At 61.2% G+C, this 22663-nt stretch carries 13 protein-coding genes; 1 reads left to right on the top strand and 12 read right to left on the bottom strand.

The window, feature by feature from the left end:
• Positions 1 to 182: 182 nt before the first annotated feature.
• From HU754_RS14085 to HU754_RS14070, 4 genes are read right to left on the bottom strand one after another with little or no spacing between them, the layout of a single operon-like run.
• The gene (locus tag HU754_RS14085) at positions 183 to 719 is read right to left on the bottom strand and encodes a hypothetical protein (RefSeq protein WP_016983364.1); all 537 of its coding nucleotides are present in this window, start codon (positions 717 to 719) and stop codon (positions 183 to 185) included.
• Between the two features lie 56 nt (positions 720 to 775).
• On the bottom strand, positions 776 to 2716 hold the full coding sequence (locus tag HU754_RS14080) for a hybrid sensor histidine kinase/response regulator (RefSeq protein ID WP_186621639.1): 1941 nt from the start codon (positions 2714 to 2716) through the stop codon (positions 776 to 778).
• Positions 2717 to 2721: 5 nt separating this feature from the next.
• Positions 2722 to 5040: an ATP-dependent DNA helicase gene (locus HU754_RS14075; protein ID WP_186621637.1), complete on the bottom strand. Its 2319-nt coding sequence runs from the start codon at positions 5038 to 5040 to the stop codon at positions 2722 to 2724.
• Positions 5037 to 6689 (bottom strand): VRR-NUC domain-containing protein, encoded by a 1653-nt coding sequence (locus tag HU754_RS14070; protein ID WP_186621635.1) that lies wholly within the window; start codon positions 6687 to 6689, stop codon positions 5037 to 5039. The genes HU754_RS14075 and HU754_RS14070 overlap by 4 nt, the downstream gene beginning before the upstream one ends.
• Positions 6690 to 6883: 194 nt before the next feature.
• On the opposite strand from HU754_RS14070, the gene HU754_RS14065 reads away from it, so the two are divergent.
• A complete protein-coding gene (locus tag HU754_RS14065) occupies positions 6884 to 7108 on the top strand; it encodes a YgdI/YgdR family lipoprotein (protein WP_095049074.1) in 225 nt (74 codons plus the stop codon).
• Positions 7109 to 7241: 133 nt separating this feature from the next.
• On the opposite strand, the gene HU754_RS14060 is transcribed toward HU754_RS14065, so the two are convergent.
• From HU754_RS14060 to HU754_RS14025, 8 genes are all read right to left on the bottom strand, one after another.
• A complete protein-coding gene (locus HU754_RS14060; RefSeq protein ID WP_186621633.1) occupies positions 7242 to 7616 on the bottom strand; it encodes a hypothetical protein in 375 nt (124 codons plus the stop codon).
• Between the two features lie 240 nt (positions 7617 to 7856).
• Positions 7857 to 9710, bottom strand: coding sequence for a polyurethane esterase (locus HU754_RS14055; RefSeq protein WP_186621631.1), 1854 nt, complete (start codon positions 9708 to 9710; stop codon positions 7857 to 7859).
• Between the two features lie 196 nt (positions 9711 to 9906).
• Positions 9907 to 11595, bottom strand: coding sequence for a polyurethane esterase (locus tag HU754_RS14050; protein WP_186621630.1), 1689 nt, complete (start codon positions 11593 to 11595; stop codon positions 9907 to 9909).
• A 55-nt stretch (positions 11596 to 11650) separates the two neighbouring features.
• A complete protein-coding gene (locus tag HU754_RS14045) occupies positions 11651 to 14728 on the bottom strand; it encodes an autotransporter serine protease (RefSeq protein ID WP_186621629.1) in 3078 nt (1025 codons plus the stop codon).
• Positions 14729 to 14817: 89 nt separating this feature from the next.
• Positions 14818 to 17769 (bottom strand): autotransporter serine peptidase EprS, encoded by a 2952-nt coding sequence (gene eprS / locus HU754_RS14040; protein ID WP_186621622.1) that lies wholly within the window; start codon positions 17767 to 17769, stop codon positions 14818 to 14820.
• Positions 17770 to 18161: 392 nt separating this feature from the next.
• Positions 18162 to 19532: a TolC family outer membrane protein gene (locus tag HU754_RS14035; protein WP_095126057.1), complete on the bottom strand. Its 1371-nt coding sequence runs from the start codon at positions 19530 to 19532 to the stop codon at positions 18162 to 18164.
• Positions 19533 to 19534: 2 nt separating this feature from the next.
• Positions 19535 to 20884, bottom strand: coding sequence for an HlyD family type I secretion periplasmic adaptor subunit (locus HU754_RS14030; protein ID WP_034154169.1), 1350 nt, complete (start codon positions 20882 to 20884; stop codon positions 19535 to 19537).
• Positions 20881 to 22656, bottom strand: coding sequence for a type I secretion system permease/ATPase (locus HU754_RS14025; protein WP_095049081.1), 1776 nt, complete (start codon positions 22654 to 22656; stop codon positions 20881 to 20883). The genes HU754_RS14030 and HU754_RS14025 overlap by 4 nt, the downstream gene beginning before the upstream one ends.
• Positions 22657 to 22663: the final 7 nt, after the last annotated feature.

The following is a 22663-nucleotide window of genomic DNA, read 5'->3' as shown; positions in this document are numbered from 1 at the left end:
TACCGAGTCGAACGCAGATTTTGAGTACAACGAAGATCTGCTCCCTTCCCCCTCGCCCCCATTGGGGGCGGTCCGACGTTTCGGGAGGGTTGGGGTGAGGGGGATCGATCTGAATGGCAACACAAAATCCAAGCGAATGAAAAAGCCCGGCCACATAAGCCGGGCTTTTCTATTTTTGCCCATCACCCGCCCGGATTGGTCACCTGAATAAACACCGCATAACTCCCCAGCAACACCCAGAACGTTGCAAAGATCCACGGCGTACGCACCGAAAACAGCAGGGATTTGCGGTAGCCCTTGTGGCTCGATTCCATCTCGCTGAACAGCGGCGATTCGTCATACGCCAGGCCCATCAGCGGTTCGCTGTGCAGCAAGTGGCTCTGCTTGAAATGCCAGTGATCAATGATGTCGTACGCCGCGCGAATCCCCGGCCAGGCGTTCAGTGAGCTGAGCAGCCCGAGCAGCGCAAGAAACGGTGGCACCACCAGCGTGAACAACTTGCCCCACTCCGGGTTGAGGTTGGCCATGCACGAGGCAAAGGCAATCACCAGAAACGACTGCGCCGCCAGATAAGCGTCGGTACGGTTGGCGAGGATGCTGGTTTCGTACTGGATCTCCCGCCGATAGAAATCCAGCCGTTCCTTGGGTGAGCCAAACATCTTGGCGTCATGTTCGGTCAGGGTTTCTTCAGCGGTGGGCTCAGTCAGTATGCGAGACAAAAGATGCACGCTCCGGGGTGGGGAAAACGTTTAGAAGTCCCCGTTGGCGCGCAAGTTCAGACGGATTGACCGACGCCTTGTTTCATCGATTGGGCAATGATTGCCACCAGATTCATCTGCGTAAACGGCTTGGGCAGCCGTGGCAGTTGCGCGGCAAAGCCTTCCAGACGTTCGGCGTAGCCGGTGGCCAGGATGATCGGCAGATCCGGTTTGAGCACGCGCACGGCATGGGCCAGTTGCGCGCCGCTCATCTTCGGCATGGCCATGTCGGTGATCATCAGGTCGATGACCTCGCCCTGATCGAACAACGCCAGCGCTTGCGCACCGGACGTCGCACTGACCACCCGATGGCCGAGGTCTTCGAGCAGCAGGCTGGTACTGGTCAACACCAGTGAGTCGTCATCCACCACCAGCACGCTGAGTCTTGGTACCACCACGGGCTCGGCGTGTGGCTGCAGCGACTTGCTGACGGTACCCTCGCCGGCCACCGGAATCCACAGTTCTGCCGTGGTGCCCTGGGCCTTGGCACTCTTGAGGATGAAACGGCCACCGAGTTGCTCCATGAAGCCGTGGACCATCGACAAGCCCAGCCCGGTACCCTTGCCCAATCCTTTGGTGGTGAAGAACGGATCCCTGGCCGACGCCAGCGTGTGCTCATCCATGCCCTCCCCGGTGTCGATTACGCTGAGGCAGACGTAACGCCCCGCAGGCAGGTCCGAATGCCCCAGTTCAAGCACCACTCGCGGTTCAGCGCTGATGCTCACCGTACCTCCATCGGGCATGGCGTCGCGGGCGTTGGTCGCCAGATTGAGCAGGGCCAGCTCCAACTGATTGGTGTCCGCCAGCACCGGCTCGAGATCGTCGGGAAACCGCGTGTCGACACGGATACCCGGCCCCAGCGAACTGCGCAGCAAACCGCTGATGCCCTGAACCAATTGCGCGATATCGACCGACTCGGTCTTCAGTTCCTGTCGGCGGGCGAATGCCAGCATGCGCTGGGTCAGCGACACGCCACGCAAGGCGCCTTGGGTGGCGTTTTCCAGCAGGCGGCTGATTTTCGCATCGTCGCCCACGCGCTTTTGCACAATCTCGAGGTTACCGAGAATCACCGTCAGCAGATTATTGAAGTCATGGGCGATGCCACCGCTGAGCTGACCGATGGCCTGCATCTTCTGCGCCTGGAACAGCGCTTCACGGGTTTTCTCCAGCGCCTGTTGCGCCTGGTGGGCTTCGGTGATGTCGCGGGTGATCTTGGCAAAACCAAGCAATGTGCCGGTGTCACCACGAATCGCATCGACCACCACATGAGCGAGAAACCGCGTGCCGTCCTTGCGCATGCGCCAGCTCTTGTTCTCGAAACGGCCCTCGCGGGTGGCGATTTCCAGCGCCCGTTGCGGCTCGCCGAGTTCGCGGTCTTCGGGGGTATAGAACAGCGAAAAATGCTGACCGATGATTTCTTCCGGCAGATAGCCTTTGATCCGCTGCGCGCCCTGGTTCCAGTTGCTGACCCGGCCTTCGGGGCTGAGCATGTAGATGGCGTAGTCGGTGACGCCCTGCACCAGCAAGCGGAACTGCTGCTCGCTTTGCTTGAGGGTTTCTTCAGCCATTTTGCGGTCGGTCAGGTCGCGGGTGATCTTGGCGAAACCGAGCAATTTGCCGTCGGGATCAATGATCGGATCGATGACCACATGCGACCAGAAATTGGTGCCGTCCTTGCGCACCCGCCAGCCCTCGCCTTCGAAACGTCCCTCACGGATCGCCGTATCGAGCGCACGTTGCGGCAGACCGGCGGCGCGATCCTCAGCGGTATAGAAGCGGGAGAAATGTTCGCCGAGAATTTCCGCTTCTTCGTAGCCCTTGAAGCGTTTGGCGCCGGAGTTCCAACTGGTGATGATGCCGTCGGGATCGATCATGTAGATCGCATAGTCGACCACCGCATCGATCAGCAGACGAAAACGCATCTCTTCGATCGCCGCGGTCTTGTTTTTCTCGCTCATCACACTCACCAGCCATTGTCATGAGCAGAAGTATGCGGTAATCCGGCAAATTGGGAAGCGTCCGTCTCGTGATTGATTGCCCACCAGCGCGGCAGCAGCTGTTTGATCCGGCTCTCGGCAAAGCGATCGTCAATCAGCATCACCACGCCGCTATCCTCACGGGTGCGGATGACTCGCCCGGCGGCCTGCACCACTTTCTGCACGCCCGGGTACAGGTAGGTGTAGTCGTAACCGGCGCCGAAGATGGCGGCCATGCGGTGTTTGAGTTGTTCGTTGACCGGATTGAACTGCGCCAGCCCCAGGGTGGCAATGAACGCGCCGATCAGCCGCGCACCGGGTAAATCGATGCCTTCGCCGAACGCACCGCCCAACACGGCAAAGCCGACGCCCTGGCTGTGCGCGGTGAACTGATCGAGAAAGGCCTGCCGCGCCCCTTCGAGCATGCCCCGCGATTGCTGCCACAGGCTGATGTGCGGGTAACGCTCAGCGAGTAACGACGCCACTTGTTGCAGATAATCGAAGCTGCTGAAAAACGCCAGATAGTTGCCCGGACGTTCGCTGAACTGCCGCGCGATCAATTCGACGATCGGCTCCAGCGAGGCCTGACGATGGTTGAAGCGTGTCGAAATGCGGCTGACGATCTGCACCTGCAACTGCTCGGCGCAAAACGGCGATTCGACGTCGATCCACACGGTGTCGGCCGGCGTACCGAGCAAATCGGCGTAATAGTGACGCGGGCTGAGGGTCGCGGAAAACAACACGCTGCTGCGCGCCGCTTTCAGCCGCGGGCCAATGAACGCGGCCGGCACCACGTTGCGCAGGCATAACTGCGACAGCGGCTTTTTGCGGTCGAGGTCGCGCTTGCTGATGTCGAACAGGTAATGCTCGTCGTACAGCTCCGCCACCCGGGCGAATTGCAACAGGTCGAAATAGAAGTTCTGCAAGGCGCTGTCGAGGCCCTGCGGATGGTCATTGAGGTAATCGCCAATGGCCGCGCAACACAACGAGATCGCTTGCAGGAGTTTTTCCGGGGCCTTGTCGTAAGCCTGATACGCCGCCAGTTGCGGCGCATGCAGCGCGTTCCATTCACGGTTGATCCGTTGCAGGGAGCTTTTCAGCGGTGCCGGCGCGGTTTTGCGCACACTGCCAAGGGTGAATTGATCAAGACTGGCGCTGTACATTTGCCGGCCGCGTTCGACCAGGTTGTGCGCCTCGTCCGCCAGCACCGCGACTTTCCATTGATTAAGCTGGGCCAGACCGAACAGCATGGCGCTGAAGTCGAAGTAATAGTTGTAGTCGGCGATCACCACGTCTACCCAACGGGCCATCTCCTGACTCAGGTAATACGGGCACACCGCGTGTTGCGCGGCGACCTCGCGCATGGCGGCTTGGTCGAGCAGGCGGATTCGACTGGCCGCTTCCCGCGCGGCCGGCAAACGATCATAAAAGCCCTGAGCCAACGGGCAGGATTCGCCGTGACAGGCTTTGTCCGGATGTTCGCAGGCCTTGTCCCGGGCGACCATTTCCAGCACCCGCAGGGGCAAGGCTGGTGACCGATCGAACAACACCTGACTGGCATCCAGCGCCAGTTTGCGCCCCGGTGTCTTCGCGGTCAGGAAGAACACCTTGTCCAGTTGCTGCGGCGCCAGGGCCTTGAGCATCGGGAACAGCGTGCCGAGGGTTTTGCCGATGCCGGTCGGTGCCTGGGCCATCAGGCAACGGCCGGTGCTGACGGCTTTGAACACTGATTCCGCCAAGTGCCGCTGACCGGGACGAAAATCGGCATGGGGAAACGCCAGTTGCTGCGCGGCCAGATTGCGCGCTTCTCGATGGGCCATTTCCTGTTCGGCCCATTGCAGGAACAGCGTGCATTGCTGTTCGAAAAAGGCCTTGAGGGTCTCGGCGCTGAAGGCCTCGACCAGACAGGACTCTTTTTCGCTGACGATATCGAAATACACCAGCGCCAGATTGATTTGCTCAAGTTCGAGTTTGCGGCACATCAACCAGCCGTAGATCTTCGCCTGTGCCCAGTGCAACTGGCGGTGATTGGCCGGTTGCTTACTCAGGTCGCCACGGTAGGTTTTAACCTCTTCAAGGCAAGTCTGCGCCGGGTCGTAGCCGTCCGCCCTGCCCTTGACCTTCAACTGCAGAAACTCGCCTTCGAGCGCCACTTCGCTTTGATACTTTTCGCTGCGCCGCGAGGCCACAGTGCGGTGGCCGGCGATGCCTTCCAGCGCCGTGGGTGATGGCGTAAAACGCAGGTCAAGGTCGCCGGCCTTGGCGGTGAACTCACAGAGTGCGCGCACGGCAATGCTGTAACTCAAGCGCTCTGCTCCGCCCATTGCACATAACACACGGCCACCGGCATCTGGTGTTGGTGACAGAACTCAAGCCAGCGCAGCTGGTTGTCCTGCAGGCGATCGCCGGGGCCTTTCACTTCAATCATTCGGTAAGTTTTGTGCTGCGGCCAGAACTGGATCAGGTCGGGCATGCCGGCGCGGTTGGCCTTGATGTCGAGCAGCAAACGGTTAAACCAATGTTTAAGGTGCTCAGCGGGTAGACAGGCCAACGCCTGCTCAAGCAATTGTTCATTCACCGCGCCCCAGAATACGAATGGCGACTGGACGCCCCATTTGTCGACAAAGCGCTGGCGAATGGTCGCGGCATAGCGGCCGTCGTCGAGTTCGCTCAGGCACGCCTGGAACAGCTCAGCGCGGCGTTGCTGGAAATCTTCGTTGAGCAGGTCCACCGGGCCGCGCTGAAACGGGTGGAAGAATGCCCCAGGCAACGGTGCGAAAATCGCCGGCCAGCACAACAGGCCAAACAGCGAGTTGATCAGACTGTTTTCCACGTAATGCACCGGGCCGTCGTCATCGTGCAGATGCGCCTGCACGTAAAACTCCACAGACAAGGCTGGATCGGTGCGTGGCAATTGCAGATCCAGCCGCTCGACCGGTCTGGCCGCTACGCGTTTGAGCGGCGGGCCACCGAGTTTGCGCCGCACCCTTGGCAATATCCGTTGCAGGCCTTGCTGCTCGGCAGCGCTTTCCGGCGCCTGCTCCGCCAGCGTGGCGAGCTCCAGCGCCAACGAGTATTCGCCGCTGCGCTCCAGCACGCGGATCATGCGTAAACGGGCGCCGGGATAGGCGCAGTCGCGGTAAATGCTCAGGGCCAGGGCAAACTCGCCGATGCGCTCGCAATACTGGCCGATCTGGAACAGCACCTTGCCACGCCGGCGTTGCAGCCACGGGTTGTCGAAGTGCAAGGCGCTGACCTGCGCAACAATGGTGTCCAGTGGCTCACCGGCTTCGAAACGCAATTGACAGTTGTGCAGGAACAGGCACGCATCGACGTCTTCGCGACTGCGCAGGCCCCGCGAGTCGGCGCAGAATTCGACTTTTTCATAAGTGAAGATGCCAAGGTCGGCGAGGACGAATTCCGACCAGTCCTGATACAGGTTGCCGAAGAACATCAGCCGCAAGCGGTCGCACAGGTCCATGATGGTCAGACTGAACAAGCGATCATCGAGCAGCGGCGCCCAGTCGCGCAGGCTGCGAGCTTCTGCAAACTGCTCGGCGAGGAGCGGCAGCCAATCGTCCTTGCGGCCCTTGGGTTGCTCGATAAAGGCTGCGAACGCTTGCAGGATCTCGGCCTTGAGCAACACATCGAACAACTCGGCGAGGACCAGCGGCGCGTGTTCGTCGATCCAGCCGTGCTCCAGCAAGGGCTGCGCGGCCTCGGCGATGTCACCGATTTCAAGGTAATTGAGTTTGCCGGCACGAAAATGCACACCCTTGCGCATGACCATCCGCACCAGCAAACCCTGCGACGCGCGCGGCAAGGCCTTGAAGTCGCGGATGAACGCGTGTTCCGGTTCGCTCATTACATCGGCATAACGAAGCTCAAGCCAATCAAGCACTTGCCGGAAGTTGTTAAGGTAATAGAACGGGTCGTCGAGGGGATCGGCAGTCACGGGGATTCTGGGCCATGGCAAGCGAGTACTGGTTATGCGTACAGATACCAGCTGTGCCCTGCCCGGTGCAAACGGAAAATGATCAATGGCATTTTTTCGCCGGGCTATCGAACTTTTCCGCCGGGGATGGCACCAACCGCGTTAGAGGGCCGACAATGCTCGGCATCACATCGAATGAGGATTTAGAGGTGGGTATGAAAATCAAAGCACTGGGCATCCCTTTCGCCATCGCCGCCGCACTGGCACTGGCCGGTTGCTCGACCCCGACGGTGGTCACCCTGCAGAACGGCACCCAGTACCTGACCAAGGACATGCCGAAGACCAAAACCAAGGACGGCTTCTATGAGTTCGAGGATATTTCCGGGGCCAAGGTGAAGGTCCGTGCCGATGAAGTGGCCACTGTGCGCGAAGAAGACTAGGTTTCGCTCGCGTCTATCGCTCCCACGCTCTGCGTGGGATTGCAGCCCGGGACGCTCCGCGTCCCATCCAGAGCCGAACGCGGAGCGTCCGTTGAGGCATTCCCACGCAGAGCGTGGGAACAATCATCGCGTGTTATTCGAAGGTCGGCATGCCCGGCAGGCTGCCGTCGCACGGCATGTACGTGCCACCCCGCTTGACCACTTCGCCCTGCAAACGCTGGCAACGTTCCAGGTCCTGCTGCGTCATGCGATCGATGCTCAGATTGCCGGTGGTTTGCGGCTGTTTACCGTCACCCAGACGCAGGGTCACGAACGGTTGTTCGGGCTGAATCTGAAAGCGGCTCTTCTCTTCGACCGGTTCGGCCGCCGCGGTTTTCGGCGGGCTCGGCAGTTGCTCGGTGGTGACGCCGTAACGGCTCAGAATCGAACTTTGAGGCAGATCGGCGCAGGCATTGGCCGAACACAGCGCCAGTGCGACGAACCCGACATACCCCTTGAAACCTTTCACGTTTGAATCTCCTGTACTCAATGGCGGCTAGCTATAGAACGTGTGTGCACATGCTGGCTTTAGGCCGCAATTCCTGTTTTGCAGGGGTTTGAGTCAGGGAATGGCTGTTGAGTCACTTTTGACACCGCGTTATCGTTCTTCGCGAGCAGGCTCGCTCCCACAGGGGTTTTGTAAACGACACAGATCCAGTGTGGGAGCGAGCCTGCTCGCGAAGAGGCCCTTACCGGCACCCCATCAACCTTAGGCGATCACTACACCGTCAGCACTCAGGCTATTCAGCGACACCCCGACCAACGTCACCGAATCGTTGCCAAACGTCAGCACCGTGTCCTGCCCGACAGTCGCAGCATGAGCCCGGAAATCCTCCGCCGGCAACACACCCTGCACTCCGAGAAACACCAGTTTGTCATTGGACGTGAAACCGAGCACCCGATCCTGCCCAAACGCACCGTTGAACAGAAACGTATCCGCCCCGCCCCCCGACTCCATCAGGTCGTTACCGGCGCCGCCGACAAACACGTCATTGCCCGCGCCACCCATCAGGTGATCGTTGCCGTCCAGCCCGAACAACCAGTCGCCACCGGCATGCGCGTTCAACGTATCGGCGCCGCTGGTGCCTTTGACGCTGGACTCGTACGCGGTGACGTTGTTGCCGACCTTCAAACCGCTGGCCGTGACGCTGTGGGTCACATCGTCCTTGAACAGGCCCCAGAGAAAGCCCGGTTCCTTGGTGACAATGCTGCCGATATCGCGGGTGATGCTGATCCCGCCGTTGGCGTCGCGCACGTACAAATTGCCGGCACCGTCATTGGCGAAGTCGAAGTATTTCACCGCACTTTGCAGATCGAGGGTGTTGCTGCCCTGCCCGCCGAGGATAACGTTGTAGCCACCACTGTCGCGGAAGGTGTCATTGCCGGCGCGACCTTCCAGGTAATCGTTGCCGCTACCGCCCTGGATCAGATCGTTGGCGTCACTGCCAATGATGAACGTGCTGCCCTTGTGGGTTTCGGCGTTGCGGTTGAGGTCCTGTACCCAGGTGTTGGCCCGCGCCGGGTCCGAGAGGTTGGCGACGATGATCGTCGAGTCGCGGCTGGTCAGGTCGTAGAATTTTGAGTCGATCACCCGGTTCATACCGTCGCCATACGCGGTCGGCAAGTGCGAGATCCAGGTGGGAATGTTGAGGATCGAGTACGGCAGCAGATTCCACGCGGTCGAGGCGTAGTGATCGTTGAAGCTGACGATGTTGTCGGTGGCCGAGACCTTGGGCGCATCGTGCACGCCGATCGAAGCACCGGTGAAGGTCGAGCCGTCGAGGGCGCGGAACACCGGGTCGTTTTCGTAGCCGACGTTGAGCACTTTGTCGGTGCTGCTTTGCGTTGGCGAGGCGTAGGCGATGTAGTTGGAATCGGCGAAGAAACCACCCCACTTGCCCCCGCTCAGGTCGGCCATGCTGTTGACCGCCAGGCCACCGAGGCTGTGACCACTGACGAGAACGTCCTTGCCGCTGAGGCCGTTGGCCTTGGCAAACGCCACCAGGTCATTGAGCAGATTGCCGAAGGCTTCGCCGACGTAATTCTTCGCGTAATCCTTGGGACCGAAGGCGGCGAGCAGGTCGTTGATCACGTCGCCGATGGAGTCGAGGATCAGGTTCTCCCGCGGGCCGCTGGTGCCGCGAAAGGCAACGCCGAGTTCGGTGAGATGGCCCTGGGCGTCGTACTTGCCGAGGATTTCCACTTGGGCGGTGGTGTAACCGGCCTTCTCGCCGAAGAAGGTACCCCGCGCATCGGTCTTGCCGTCGTAGCCCAGTTGCGAGGCGGTGATGGGCGTCCAGCCGGCCTTTTTCACCGCGTCGAGGGCGAGTTTTTCCGAGTCGGGATTCCACGGAATGCCGGGAATCACCCCTTGCGAATCGGTGCCGCCGAGCAGCGCCGTGACCAGCGTGGCGGGCAGGCCGAGGCCGAAACCGTTGTGCTGATAACCGGCGGCAAAGCCGTTATCGAGGTTGTGATAGGAATACAGCGTGATCGCCATGGCATCGTTGAACAACGCCTTGGAATCGGCTGTGCCGAAGTTCTTGTAGTCATACACACCCATTGCTATTGCCTCTCTCTTGTTGGAATTGTTAGAGATAGCTCACAGCCAGGGCGCCCCACGGGGACGCCCCGGAGCATTTCAGAAACTACGCGTTGCTTTTAATGTAGGAGTGAGCCTGCTCGCGATAGCGGTGTGCCAGATGAAAAAATGCAAACTGACACACCGCTATCGCGAGCAGGCTCACTCCTACAGGTTTTTAGGCGAAAACGAACGCCGAGTCCGACAGGTTAGCCACTCCCACCCCGACCAGGGTCACGGCAAAGTCGCCAATCTTCAGCACGGTGTCGTTGCCGGCCTGCGCCGCGTGCTGCTTGTAGTCGTAGCCCTGCCCCGCGCCTTCGACGCCCATGAACACCAGTTTGTCGCTGCCCTGATAACCGTTGATGCCATCAAAACCGAACGCGCCACTGAACAGGAAGGTGTTGTTGCCACCCACGGCGGTCATCACGTCATTGCCGGCGCCACCGACGAAAGTCACATGGCCCTTGTCGCTGATCAGCTTGTCATCGCCACCGAGGCCGAACAGCCAGTCACCGTCAGCCGTGGCGTGCAGCGCATTGCCGTAGCCATCGCCGCTGAGCGAGTGGTTGTACTGGGTCAGTTCGTTGCCATTGGTCAAACCCTTGGCGGTGACGCTCCAGGTGATTTCCTTGCTGCCCCACCACGAACCCGACTCCTTGCTCACCAGCGCGCCGATGTCGCGGGTCATGCTGATGCCGCCGTAGGCGTCGCGCACGTACAGCGTGCCGTCCCCATCGTTGGCGAAGCTGAAGTTCTGCAATGGTTTCTGCAGTTCGAAGGTGTTGTGGCCCTGGCCACCGAGCAGGATGTTGTAGCCGCCGTCATCACGGAACCGGTCATCACCGCCCAGGCCTTCGAGGAAGTCGTTGCCCGCGCCGCCCTTGAGCCAGTCGCTGCTCTGGGTGCCGATGATGAACGTGCTGCCGGTGTGCGGCTCGCCACTGCGGCCGAGATCTTCGACCCAGGTCTTGCCGCGAGACGCTTCTTCCAGATTGGAGACGATGATCGTCGAGTCTTTATGCGTAAGGTTGTAAAACTTCGAATCGATGACCCGATTCAAGCCATCGGCATAGCCCAACGAGCTGTGGGCCGACCAGTTCAGCGGATTGACGATGCTGAACGGCACCAGGTTCTGCGCGGTGGACGCGTAGTTGTCGTTGAAGTTGACGATGTTGTCGGTGGTCGAATCGTGCGGCTTGTCGTGCTTGCCCATCGACGCGCTGCTGAACGTGGTGCCGTCGAGCACGCGGAACACCGGGTCGTTCTCGAAACCGATGTTCAGCACGTTATTGCCGGTGCTGCTCTGGGTTGGCGAGGCGAAGGTGATGTAGTTGGCGTCCTTGAAGAAGCCGCCCCAGTTGCTCGCGCTCAATTCGGCGACGCTGTTGACCCCGAGCCCGCCGAGGCTGTGGCCGCTGAGCAGCACGTCCTTGGCGGCAATGCCGTTGGCGATGGCGAATGTGGCGACCGCCTTGAGCAAATTGTCGAAAGCGTTTTTCGCGTAATTGCTCGCGTAATCCGACGGCCCGATGGCGGCCAGCAGGTTGTTTTTCAGGTCGCCGAAGGTGTCGCTGTAACCCAGCCCGCCGGTGCCACGAAAAGCGACGCCGATGCCGATCAATTTGCCGGCGGCGTCGTACTTGCCGAGCACTTCGGCCTCGGCGCTGGTGAAGCCGTCCTTCTCGCCAAAGAACGTGCCTTGTGGCCCGACCTTGCCCTGATAGCCCAGCGCCGTCGCCGTGAGCGGCGCCCAAGCGGTGGCCGGCAACGGTTTGCCGGTCGGCGTGTAGGCATACAGCGTCAGTGCGATGGCGTCGCTGTACAACGCTTTGCCATCGGCATTTTTATAATCGAACAGTCCCATGTTGTGCTCTCTCTTCCTTCAAAAACCGGCAGCTCCGCAGAACTGCCGGAACGCCTTAGAACTGCCAGTCGAGGGTCAGACCCACGCCGTGGTCTTTCTCGTTGTTACCGATCAGGCCGTTGTAATCCAGGTTCACCCGCACATCGCGATTGAGCGCCAGACCCGCACGCACACCGACCACCGCCGCATCGCGATCCATCGACACGCTCTGCACGGTGAACGCGCTGTTGCCATTGGCAAACGCCAGATGGCTGTCGGCATCAACGTTGCTCAGGTTGTGCTGCCAGCCGAGGCTCGCGCCCAGTTCCAACTGATGCTGATCCGACAGCGCGAAGCTGCGCTTGGCGCGCACGCCGAGGGTCGACAGCACCACATCGCGGTTGTCCTCACCGCCCTTCAGCGCGGCGGCGTCACCTTTTTCGGTGAAGCTTTCGGTGTTCAGGTGCACATAGGACAGATTGGCGAACGGCTCCAGGTTCATCGGTTGCAGGCCCAGATCATAGGCGGCCTCGGTGAAGACTTGAGTGGTTGCGGCATCGTGCTTGGTCTTTTGTTTTCCGCTGACGTCCCCGAACTGCAGGTCACGTTTGACGTCGACACGGTGCCAGCTATAGGCGCCACCGACGGTCAGACGCAGCGCATCGATCTGATGGCCCAGGTACGCACCCAAGTGGTAGCTGTCGACTGATGCCGACGAATGCGTGCCGCTGCCCATGCTCAATGAGCTGTCGCTATAACCGGTAACGAAACCGAGACGGGTATCTTCAGCGATCAAGCCGTCAACACCGGCCAGCAGGCCGCCAATGGAGCTGTTGGAGTCGGCATTGTCATGCCCGCCATCGCTTTTGCCCCACGAACCCAGGACCTTGACCCAGGCGTTGCTGCGATCGTCAGTCGGTGCACCGGCGTTGAACAGATCACGCTCGCGCAGACGTTCGCCAACGGCTTCACGCAGGTAACGGCTGTCGTTGATCAGCATCGTGCCAATGGCCGGATGGATTTCGCCGGACAACTGCTGGAAGGCTTGCTGCGCCGACGCCGCATTCGGCGACAGCAACAGGGTTTCAAACAGCGCGTTACCAGCGCCCAGACGCTCGGCCGCCGCACCGACCGCACGCTGGTTCGGCGTCAAACCGACGCTGGCGAACGAAGCGTCGTTACGCCCGACCGCCAACTGGATGCCATCGGCCGAGTACGCCAGCGTGCCGCCGAGAAAGGCGTAATCCGGCAACACCTGACCGAAGCGGCCTTCAATACCGCCCGCCGCTTGCAGGATGTTGTAGCGCGTGCCGAGCAGGCTTTGCACTTCATTGGTGCTCAGCAGCGTCGGGCTGTTTTCCAGCGACAGGCTCACCGTCGCGCCTTCGATGAGCGCTTTGCCAGTGGCGATGATCTGATCGCTGCTGGTCGGCGACAGCTCTACGGCGTAGGTCGAACCCGGTGCAAAGGTCACGTCACCGGCCACATTCATTGTGCCGATGGAATTACCCGGCGCCACCGTACCGCCGCTGTTCACCGACAGCGTGCCGATGTGGCCATTGCCGCCGAGGATACCGCCGTCATTCACCGTCACCGCCGATTGCAGCGAACCGTTGATGGCCAGGCGGCCCTGATTGACCAGGGTCGGGCCGCTGTAAGTGTTGTTGCCGGTCAGCACCAGCGTGCCGATACCTTGCTTGGTCAGCCCGCCGTGGCCGGAAATGTCGTTGCGCCAGGTGTCGAGGCCGCAGGTGATGTCAGTGCACACGCGCTCGGTCGGTTTGCCTTGATCAATGATCGCGCCGATACCCGGCAGATCCGCGACAAACTGGCCGGAGCCGTAAGCGCCGTCGATGCGGAATTCGGCCGGGATGTCCTGCTCGGTGACGAACATCGACGGGCCGTCGATGCCCTTGCGCAGGTTGATCATGCCCCAGCCGTACAAGGCGTCGATGCCCGGCGCGCCGAGGTCAGTGGCGGTGGTACGCAAGACCGTGGCGACTTGATCACCGCTCATGTACGGGAAGCGTTCCATCAGCACCGCCATGGAACCGGCCACGTGTGGCGCGGCCATCGAGGTGCCGTTGTAGTTTTTGTAGCCGGTGGTCAGGTTGTCGGCGTTGGTGCCTTCGATGATCGCGCTGAAAATCTTCGTACCCGGCGCCGAGACGCAGAAACTCGCGGTATAGCCGCAACGCGAAGAGAACGTACTCATGATGTACGGATTGGCGCTGGCCAGGTCCGGGTTCTTCTGCAGCGCGGCGACGGTGATCCAGTTCGGCGCGATGTCCGGAACGAAATAGCCGAGACCGGCGATGGCGTCCGGGTTGTTGAGGTTGTAGTCGTTGCCGGCGGCGAAGATCGTCACGATGCCACTGCGCGCGGCGGCAATCGCACCGTCGTAGGCGCCGCCGGGCTTGGTGCCGAGCAGCGTGCGGATTTCGTTGAACTGCACTTGCGCGTCATTGACGGTGAAGTGCGGGTACGCCGGATCGCGGCCGCCGAGGTCGAAACGGTCAGTAATGCCGATGCCCCAGCTGTTGTTGATGATCCGCGCGCCGCTGGCGATCAGTGCGTCCCAACCGGCCTTGTACACCGCGCCGTCGTTACCGCGAACGATGCCGTCTTCCGGGCCCGGGTCGCCGTTGTCGGCGCTGATGATCTGCGCACCGAATGCCACGCCGTGCATCGGCCCGCCGTCGCGACTGCCGGCGGCGATACCGCCGACGTGGGTGCCGTGGGCGCCGAGTTTGCCGTCGGAACCGACCGAGGGCGAACCGTCATAACGGAACGCATCGCCGGCTTTGACCGGGATGTACGGGTCGGTGTATTCGCGAATCCCGCTGGTGACCAGGGTGACGACTTTATTGCTGCCGGAAAACTCCGGGTGCGCGGCATACACCGGCTGATCAAAGATCCCCAGTTTCACGCCTTTGCCGGTATAGCCGGCGGCGTAGGCGTGATCGGCACCGATCGCGCCCAGGCCCCAATCGGCCTGAAATTCGGCACTGCGCCAACTCGACGGATCACCCGTGCGACCGCTCTCCACGTAGGGTGCGGCGTGGGCGGTGCCGATGGCACAGAGCACGGCGAGCGTGAGGGTTTTCAGGGCAAAGCGGCCTCCCGTTTGCGCGGGGGTATTGTTGTTATTCATCCAGCGACCTTCCTTAGTGATGTTGCGAAAAATCCGTCTCTTCAGCTGTTGATCGTTCCCACGCTCCGCGTGGGAACGATCAGCGTGGGTTAGAACTGCCAGTTCAGGCTCAGGCCAACGCCATGCAGCTTTTCGCGACTGGCCAGTTGTCCGTTGTAATCAAGGTTGACCCGCACGTCCTTGCTCAAGGCCAGGCTGGCCTGCACACCCACCAGCGCCGCATCACGCACCAGCGCTGAACTCTCCACCGCGTACGGCGTGCCACCGCTGGCGAAGCGCAGATGCTGCTCGGAATCGATGTCGCTGAGGCTGTGCTGCCAGCCGAGATGGCCACTCACGTCGAGTGATTGCGCGGGCGAAAGATTGAAGGTCTTGATCGCTCGCACGCCGAGGGTGCTCAGCACCGCGTCACGTTGATCGCCGGAGCTTTTCAACGCCGCAGCGTCGCCCTTCTCGGTCAAACCTTCAGTGTCCAGATGCACGTAAGCCAGGTTGGCGAATGGCTCCAGCGCCAGTGGTTGCAGGTGCAAGCGATAAGCCGCCTCGCCGAACACTTGCGTGGTCGCCGCATCGACTTTGGCTTTCTGTTTGGCACTGACGTTGCCGTATTGCAGATCACGCTTCACATCGGCGCGATGCCAGCTGTAGGCCGCGCCCGTGCTCAAGCGCCAGGCGCCGAGTTCACGGCCGGCGTACGCGCCGAGGTGATAGCTGTCGACCTTGGCCGAGGAATGCGTGCCCGAACCCATGCTCAGCGAACTGTCGCTGTAACCGCTGACCAGACCGATGCGGGTCTGCTCGTCCAGCGCGCCATCGACACCGGCCAGCAGCCCGCCAATCGAGGTGTTGTAGCCCGCCGTGTCGTGGCTCGAATCAGTCGTGCCCCAGGCGCCGAGCGCCTTGACCCAGCCATTGCTTTGCGCAGCATTGGTATCGTGCAGGCGCTCGCCCACCGCATCGCGCAACTGCCGGCTGTCGTTGATCAGCATCGAACTCAACGCCGGGTAGATCTCGCCGCTCAACTGCTGAAACGCCTGTTGTGCGGAACTCGCATCGGGTGAACGCAACAGGCTTTCGTACACCGAGTTACCCGCGCCCAGACCTTCGACGGCAGCCGCTACTGAGCGCTGATTCGGCGTTTGCCCGACGCTGGCGAAGGTGGTTGAGTTACGTTCGATATCGAGTTGAATGCCATTGGCGGCGTAGTCGAGGCTGCCGCCGATAAACAGGTAATTCGGCAGCACCGCACCGAACTGGCCCTGAATGCCGCCGGCCGCTTGCAGGATGTCGTACTGGCGACCGAGCAGGCTTTGCGCCTCGGTGGTGCTGAGCAGCGTCGGGCTGTTTTCCAGCGACAGGCTGACCGTGGCGCCGCTGATGTTGGCGGTGCCGCCAGCAACGATGCGGTCGCTGCTGGTTGGCGACAGTTCAACGGCGTAGGTCGAGCCCGGCGCGAAGTTCACATCGCCAGCGACATTCAAGATGCCGATGGAGTTGCCCGGCGCCACGCGGCCGCCGCTGTTGGCGGTCAACGCGGCGATGCGGCCGGAACCGCCGAGGCTGCCGCTGTCATTCACCGTTACAGCGGAAGTCAGCGAGCCGTTGACCGTGAGCAAGCCGCCATTGACTGTGGTTGCACCGCGATAGCTGTTGTCGCCGGTGAGGATCAACTGGCCGCCGCCGGACTTGATCAGGCTGCCTTGATACACCCGGCTCGCCGCTGCCGTATCACGGGCAGTGCCGACCGCGTAATCGGTCTGATCCTGTTGGCTGGCACCGGCAGCAACGCCGTTCTGCCAGCCCTTGTCTTGCAGGGTTTGCTGCCAGGCACTGTGCTCAGCGAGGTCTTCAGCCTGCCGCTGGATGAGCGCCTTGTCGGAGATGTCATTGCTCCAGACATCGCGCTGCCCTGCCCCCAAGTTGGCATCAAACGCACCGAGCAATTGCCCTGGCCCGAGCATCGCCCGGTTCAGGTTGGCCACGCCCCAGCCGACCCGCTCGGTCGGCGCAGCGGTGACCGAGCCATCCAGTTGCGTTGCGGTAGTCAGCAGCACTTCGAGCGCCTGCTGATTGGTCATGTACGGGTAGCGTTCCATCACCAGCGCCAGTGCCCCGGTCGCATGCGGCGCCGACATCGAGGTGCCGGACTTGATCGCGTAATCCCCCCCGGGAATGGTGCTGTCGATCTTCGCCCCCGGCGTGGTGATGCACCAGTATTTGGCGAGGCCGCACTGGTTGTACTTTTGCTGATTGCTTTGATCGAGGCCCGACACGGCCAGCCAGTGGCCCTCCAGATCCGGCTGAAAATACGGCAGCGCGGAACGCACACTGGCGTTCGGATAGCCGCTGTTGCCGGCGCTGAATACGTTGATCACGCCGCGCCGGGAAACATCCGCTGCCGCATCGAGCCAGGTGCCTTTATTCCAGTGCTGAGCGTACGCGGCGTGCAGATCGGCCAGTGTCCGGTAGCTGACATCCGGCGGCTGGCTGCCCCAGCTGTTGTTGATCGCGCGCACGCCGGCATCGGCGAGGGCGTCGTATACCGCTTTGAAATAGCGCGGATCGGGGTTGGGGCCGAAGAGGAAGCTGTCGTTCTTGTTGGTGTTGCCGACGTAGATTTGTGCGTTGTACGCCACGCCGTGCATGCCGGTACCGTCGCGTGAGGCGCCCATGGTGCCAACGACATGCGTGCCGTGGGAGTCGTTGTTGGGGTTGAGGATGCCATTGACGTTGAACAGTGAACCGTCAATGTAGCTGCCGCTGGCTATTACCGGGTGATAGCGGTCGCTGGCGAATTCCGGGTGGGCGGCATCGAAACCGGAGTCGAGGGCGCCGATTTTCACGCCTTTACCGGTGATGCCGACGGCGTAGGCTTGCTCAGCCTGCATCCGGCTCAGGCCCCAGTCGCGGAGGAATTCGGCGCTGCGCCAACTGCCGGGATCGCCGGGTTGGCCGGTTTCAAGGTACTGGGCCTGAGCCTGGGTTGCGGAAATCACAAGCAGCAGGGTACCGACCGAAATTGGCTTGATGCGTACGTCCATGTTCACCACTCACTTTTTTTGTTTTATGCAGGTTCTTTTGCGGTGTTGCCTGTTCCCCTCACCCCAGCCCTCTCCCCCAGGAGAGGGAGCTGACCGCGGTGTCTTGCGTCATGCATCGACCTGAAAGACCGGGTCGCTCATCCCCTCACCCCAGCCCTCTCCCCGAGGAGAGGGAGCTGACCGAGGTGTTTTGCGTCATGCATCGAGCTGAAAAACCGGGTCGCTTATCCCCTCACCCCAGCCCTCTCCCTCAGGAGAGGGAGCTGACCGAGGTGTCTTGCGTCATGCATCGAGCTGAAAAACCGGCTCGATGTTGGATTCGGTGCCGCTCGTTCAGGTCGGTGTACTTCTGCAATATCCCCGGAACGGTCCCCTCTCCCCCTGGGAGAGGGTTAGGGTGAGGGCTGTTGAGCGACCACAAATGCCTCATCCACCCGCGCCAGATCCTGCTCGTTCAAGGTCCCGGCGTAGTAATGCAACTTGGTCCAGGCCATCAAATAGTCGTACCGCGCCTGCGCCAGATCGCGGCGTGTGGTGAACAGTTGCTGCTCGGCGTTCAACGCGTCGAGGTTGGTCCGCTCGCCACCGAGAATGCTCTGCTTGGTCGACACCACCAGCGCTTCCGCCGAGCTCAGCGCTTTCTGATAAGCGCGCAATTTGCTCACCCCCGACAAACAGGCGCTGAACTGCCGCCGCAGTTCAATCAACGTCTCACGCGTCTTGCCATCAAGCTCGTATTCGGCCTGCTCCATAGTGCGGCTGGCCTGACGCGTCGACGCCGACACCCCGCCACCGGCATACAGCGGCACACTGACTTCAAAACCGATGGTGTTGGTTTCGTAGCGCTGGTTGTAGGTGTTGCCGCTTTCCGATTCGTTCTGGCGCATCGAGGCGTAGGCATTGATTTTCGGCAGATGCCCGGCGCGATTGCGTTCCACTTCATACCGCGCGACTTCCACGGCCTGGCGTTGCGAAGCCAGATTCGGGTTATTGCTCACCGCCATTTCATGCCAGGTGTCGTAATTGGCAGGCATCAGCGCGAATGTCTGGAAGTTCTGATCGAGCGGCGCCAGATCACCGATGTCCACCGCCGGCGTACCCACCAGCGCACCCAGCTCCCGTAGCGCGGCGTCCTGTTCGTTACGCGCCTCTATCTCCTCGGCAGTCGCCAGTTCATAACGCGACTCAGCCTCGAGAATATCGGTACGCGTGCCCTCGCCTTGCTTGAACATGTGTTCGTTCTGCTGGAACTGCTGCTCGTACGCCTTTTTCTTCGCCTGAGCGATGTCGATCTGGTCCTGCGCGAACAGTGCCTTGGTGTAGTTGTCCAGCACGCGAACCAGCAACTCCTGGCTCTTGCCGCGAAAGTTCTCGTCGGCAAACAACGACTGCGCGACACCTTTGCGATACGCGGCATAAGCCTCGTAGTCGAGCAGCGGTTGTTGCAGGGTCAGCGCCGAGCCGTAACTGCTGTAGTTACGATCGTCGGTACGGTTACGCGCGCGCTCATCGAGAGACGTCGCTTTCGACGAGTTGCGCCCCTTGTTGTAGGTGTAACCGATGCGCGGCAACAGGCCGGCGCGGCCTATGGCGCGGTTTTCCAGGCCGGCATCGCGTTCCTTTATCGCGCCGAGGAACACCGGGTCATTGCGCAACGCCTGTTCGTAGATCTCGAACGGCCCCATGGCCGCCACTGCCGAGTGACTCGCGAGCAGCAAGAATGCTGCTGCGAGCGTGGAAAGCTTATTCATACAGCCGAACATCCTTATTCTTCGGTCAGCGCAGAGCCGGCCCGGTCAAGCAGCGGTTTGAACAGATAGTTGAGCAGTGAACGCTCACCCGTACGCACGAACATTTCTGCCGGCATGCCGGGCTTGATCACCAGACCGTTGAGTTTTTCCATGGCCTGGTCGCTGACACTGCTGCGCAACACGTAGTACGGCACGCCGGTTTTCTCATCGACCATCTGGTCGGCGGAAATCAGGCTGACTTCGCCCGGTACACGCGGGGTTTTGCTCTGGTTGAACGCGGTAAACAGGATGTCCACCGGCAAATGCGCGCCAACCTTGTCGATCAGGTTGATCGGCAAGTGCCCTTCCACTTCCAGCGTCGTGCCTTGCGGGACGATCTCCAGCAATGTTTCGCCCTGACGCACCACCGCGCCCTCAGTGTGCACGCCGAGATTGACCGCCACGCCATCGGCAGTGGCGATGATTTCGCTGTGTTGCAGATCGAAACCGGCGGAAGTCAGTTGCTCCGACAGAGTCACGCTTTTCAGCTGCGCGTCGGCCAGTTGCGTACGGACCTCCTTCTGATACTCCTCGGCGTGCTGTTGCAGTTTCAGCCGCGACTCGAGGATGCCCTGCTCGACCCGGCCGCTTTCGCCGGTGTTTTCCGCCAGTTGCTGCTGCACTTGCGACAGTTGCCGCTGGTACTCCATCAAGCGGTTACGCGGGATGTAACCGTTGTCGGCCAGCGGTTGCAAGTTGCTCAACTGCTGTTGCAGCGAGTCGGCCTGGGCATTGAGATCGGTACGGGCGCGGCGCATGCCGGCCAGTTGTGCGGTGGCGCCTTCGATGCTCGCACGCAGTCCGGCCTGCTCGCGGTAGTAAGCCTCGCGACGGCTGCTGAACAGTTGCCGCTGACCTTCAAGCACCAGCGCCAGGCGCGGATCCGGGTCATTGCTCAGCTCGGCGGGAAAGGTCACTTGCTTGAGGTTGTCGCGCTCGGCCTGCCAGCGCGCGAGGCTGGCCCAAGCCATGCGGTACTGTGCTTGCAGCGACTGCACGTCAGCGGCGACTTGCGTCTGGTCGAGGCGGAACAGCGGCTGGCCCTGCTTGACGATCTCGCCTTCGCGCACCAGGATCCGGCTGACCACGCCGCTGCTCATCGACTGCACGGCTTTGCGTTTGCCCGACACGACGACCGTGCCTTGCACCGGAATACCTTGATCCAGCGGCGCCAGGGCCGCCCAGGTGAAGAAACTGCCGGCGCCAACGATCGCCAGAATCCAGCCCATGCGCGCGAAAAACTTCGCATCGCGCTCCGGGCGTTCGGTGATGTAGGCGTGCTCCATGCTCGCTTCGTTTTCAGTGTTCATGCTTGCGCTGCTCATACACCCGAATTCCTTGTCGAGGGCTGATACTGTCGGCTCATGCTGAGCCCGCCCGGTGCCGGTGCAGCTTTTTCCCGTTGTTGTTCTTGCTGGCCGGAAAGTGCCTTAAGCACATCCTGACTCGGGCCGAAGGCTTGCAGACGCCCGTCATTGAGCACCAGCAGTTTGTCGGCCTGGGCCAACACCGAAGAACGGTGCGTGACCAGCACCACCGTAGTGCCTTGGGCTTTGAGCGCGGCGATGGCGCTGGCCAGTGCCGCTTCACCGACGGTATCGAGGTTGGAATTCGGCTCATCCAGCACCACTAGACTCGGCGTGCCGTACATTGAACGCGCCAGTGCCACACGCTGCTTCTGGCCGCCGGACAAACCACTGCCGTCCTCGCCCAGTTGCGTGTCGTAGCCTTGCGGCAGGCGCAGGATCATTTCGTGGACGCCGGCCTGTTGCGCAGCGGCGACGACTTTCTGCGGATCGGCCTCGCTGAAACGCGCAATGTTCTCGGCGATGCTGCCGCTGAACAGCTCGATGTCTTGCGGCAGATAACCGATATAGGGACCGAGTTGGTCGCGGTTCCAGCGATGGATATCCGCGCCATCGAGACGCACGGTACCGCCGAGAGTCGGCCAGACGCCGACCAGCACACGGGCCAGCGTCGACTTGCCGGAACCGGAAGCACCCAGCACACCCAGCACTTCACCGGCGCCCAAGTTGAAATTGACCATCTGCAAAGTCGCCGCACGTTGTCCCGGTGGGCCGGCGCTGACCTGTTCGAAAGTGATCTGGCCTTTCGGCGGCGGCAGCGCCATGGCGTCGTCGCTGGGCGGGAACGCTTGCAGCAAGGCATCGAGACGGCGGTAAGCCAGCTTCGCCCCGCTCCATTGCTTCCACACCGCGATCAATTGGTCGATCGGGCTGAGCACGCGGCCCATCAGGATCGAACCGGCGATCATCATCCCGGCGGTCATATCACCCTTGATCACCAGCAAAGCACCCAAGCCCAGCACCAACGATTGCAGGCACAGGCGCAGGGTTTTGCTCAACGAGCTGATCACCGCACCGGTGTCACTGGCCTGGTTTTGCAGGCCGAGGAAACGCGAATGCACCTGGAACCAGCGCTTGCGCAGCGAACCCAGCATGCCCATCGCCTGAATGGTTTCGGCATTGTGCAAATGGCTGGTGGCCAACTGGCTGGACTTCTGCGAATAACCGGCCGCTTCGCCCAGCGGCTTTTTGGTCATGTATTCGTTGAGGCAGGCCAGGCCGATCAGCAGCAGTGCGCCTGCTGTGGCGAGCACACCGAGCCAGACGTTGAACAGGTAAATCACAAACAGGTAGACCGGGAACCATGGCGCATCGAAAAACGCGAACAGCGCCGGCCCGGTAACGAATTGACGAATGTGCGTCAGATCGCCCAGTGATTGCCCAGCGTTGCCCTCGCCCTTGAACAGGTTGCGCTCGAACGCAGCTTGGTAGACGCGCAGGTTGAAGCGGCGCTCCAACTGGCTACCGATGCGAATCACGATAAAGCTGCGCACCACTTCCAGCAGGCCGATAAAGGCGAAGAAACCGACCACCATCAGCGACAACATCGCCAGGGTCGTTTCGTTCTGCGACGACAGCACCCGGTCATAGACCTGGAGCATATAGATGGAGGGCACCAGCATCAGCACGTTAATCAGTGCGGTAAAACAGCCGACGCTGATCAGGATACTTTTATAGTCAGCCAATGCCTTGAATAAGGGAGCGGTGGCTGGGGCCTTCGCCATCTTCATCGATTCG

The organism is Pseudomonas zeae, assembly GCF_014268485.2.
In the GTDB taxonomy this organism is placed as follows: domain Bacteria; phylum Pseudomonadota; class Gammaproteobacteria; order Pseudomonadales; family Pseudomonadaceae; genus Aquipseudomonas; species Aquipseudomonas neuropathica.
This window is presented reverse-complemented; position numbering and strand designations above follow the sequence as displayed.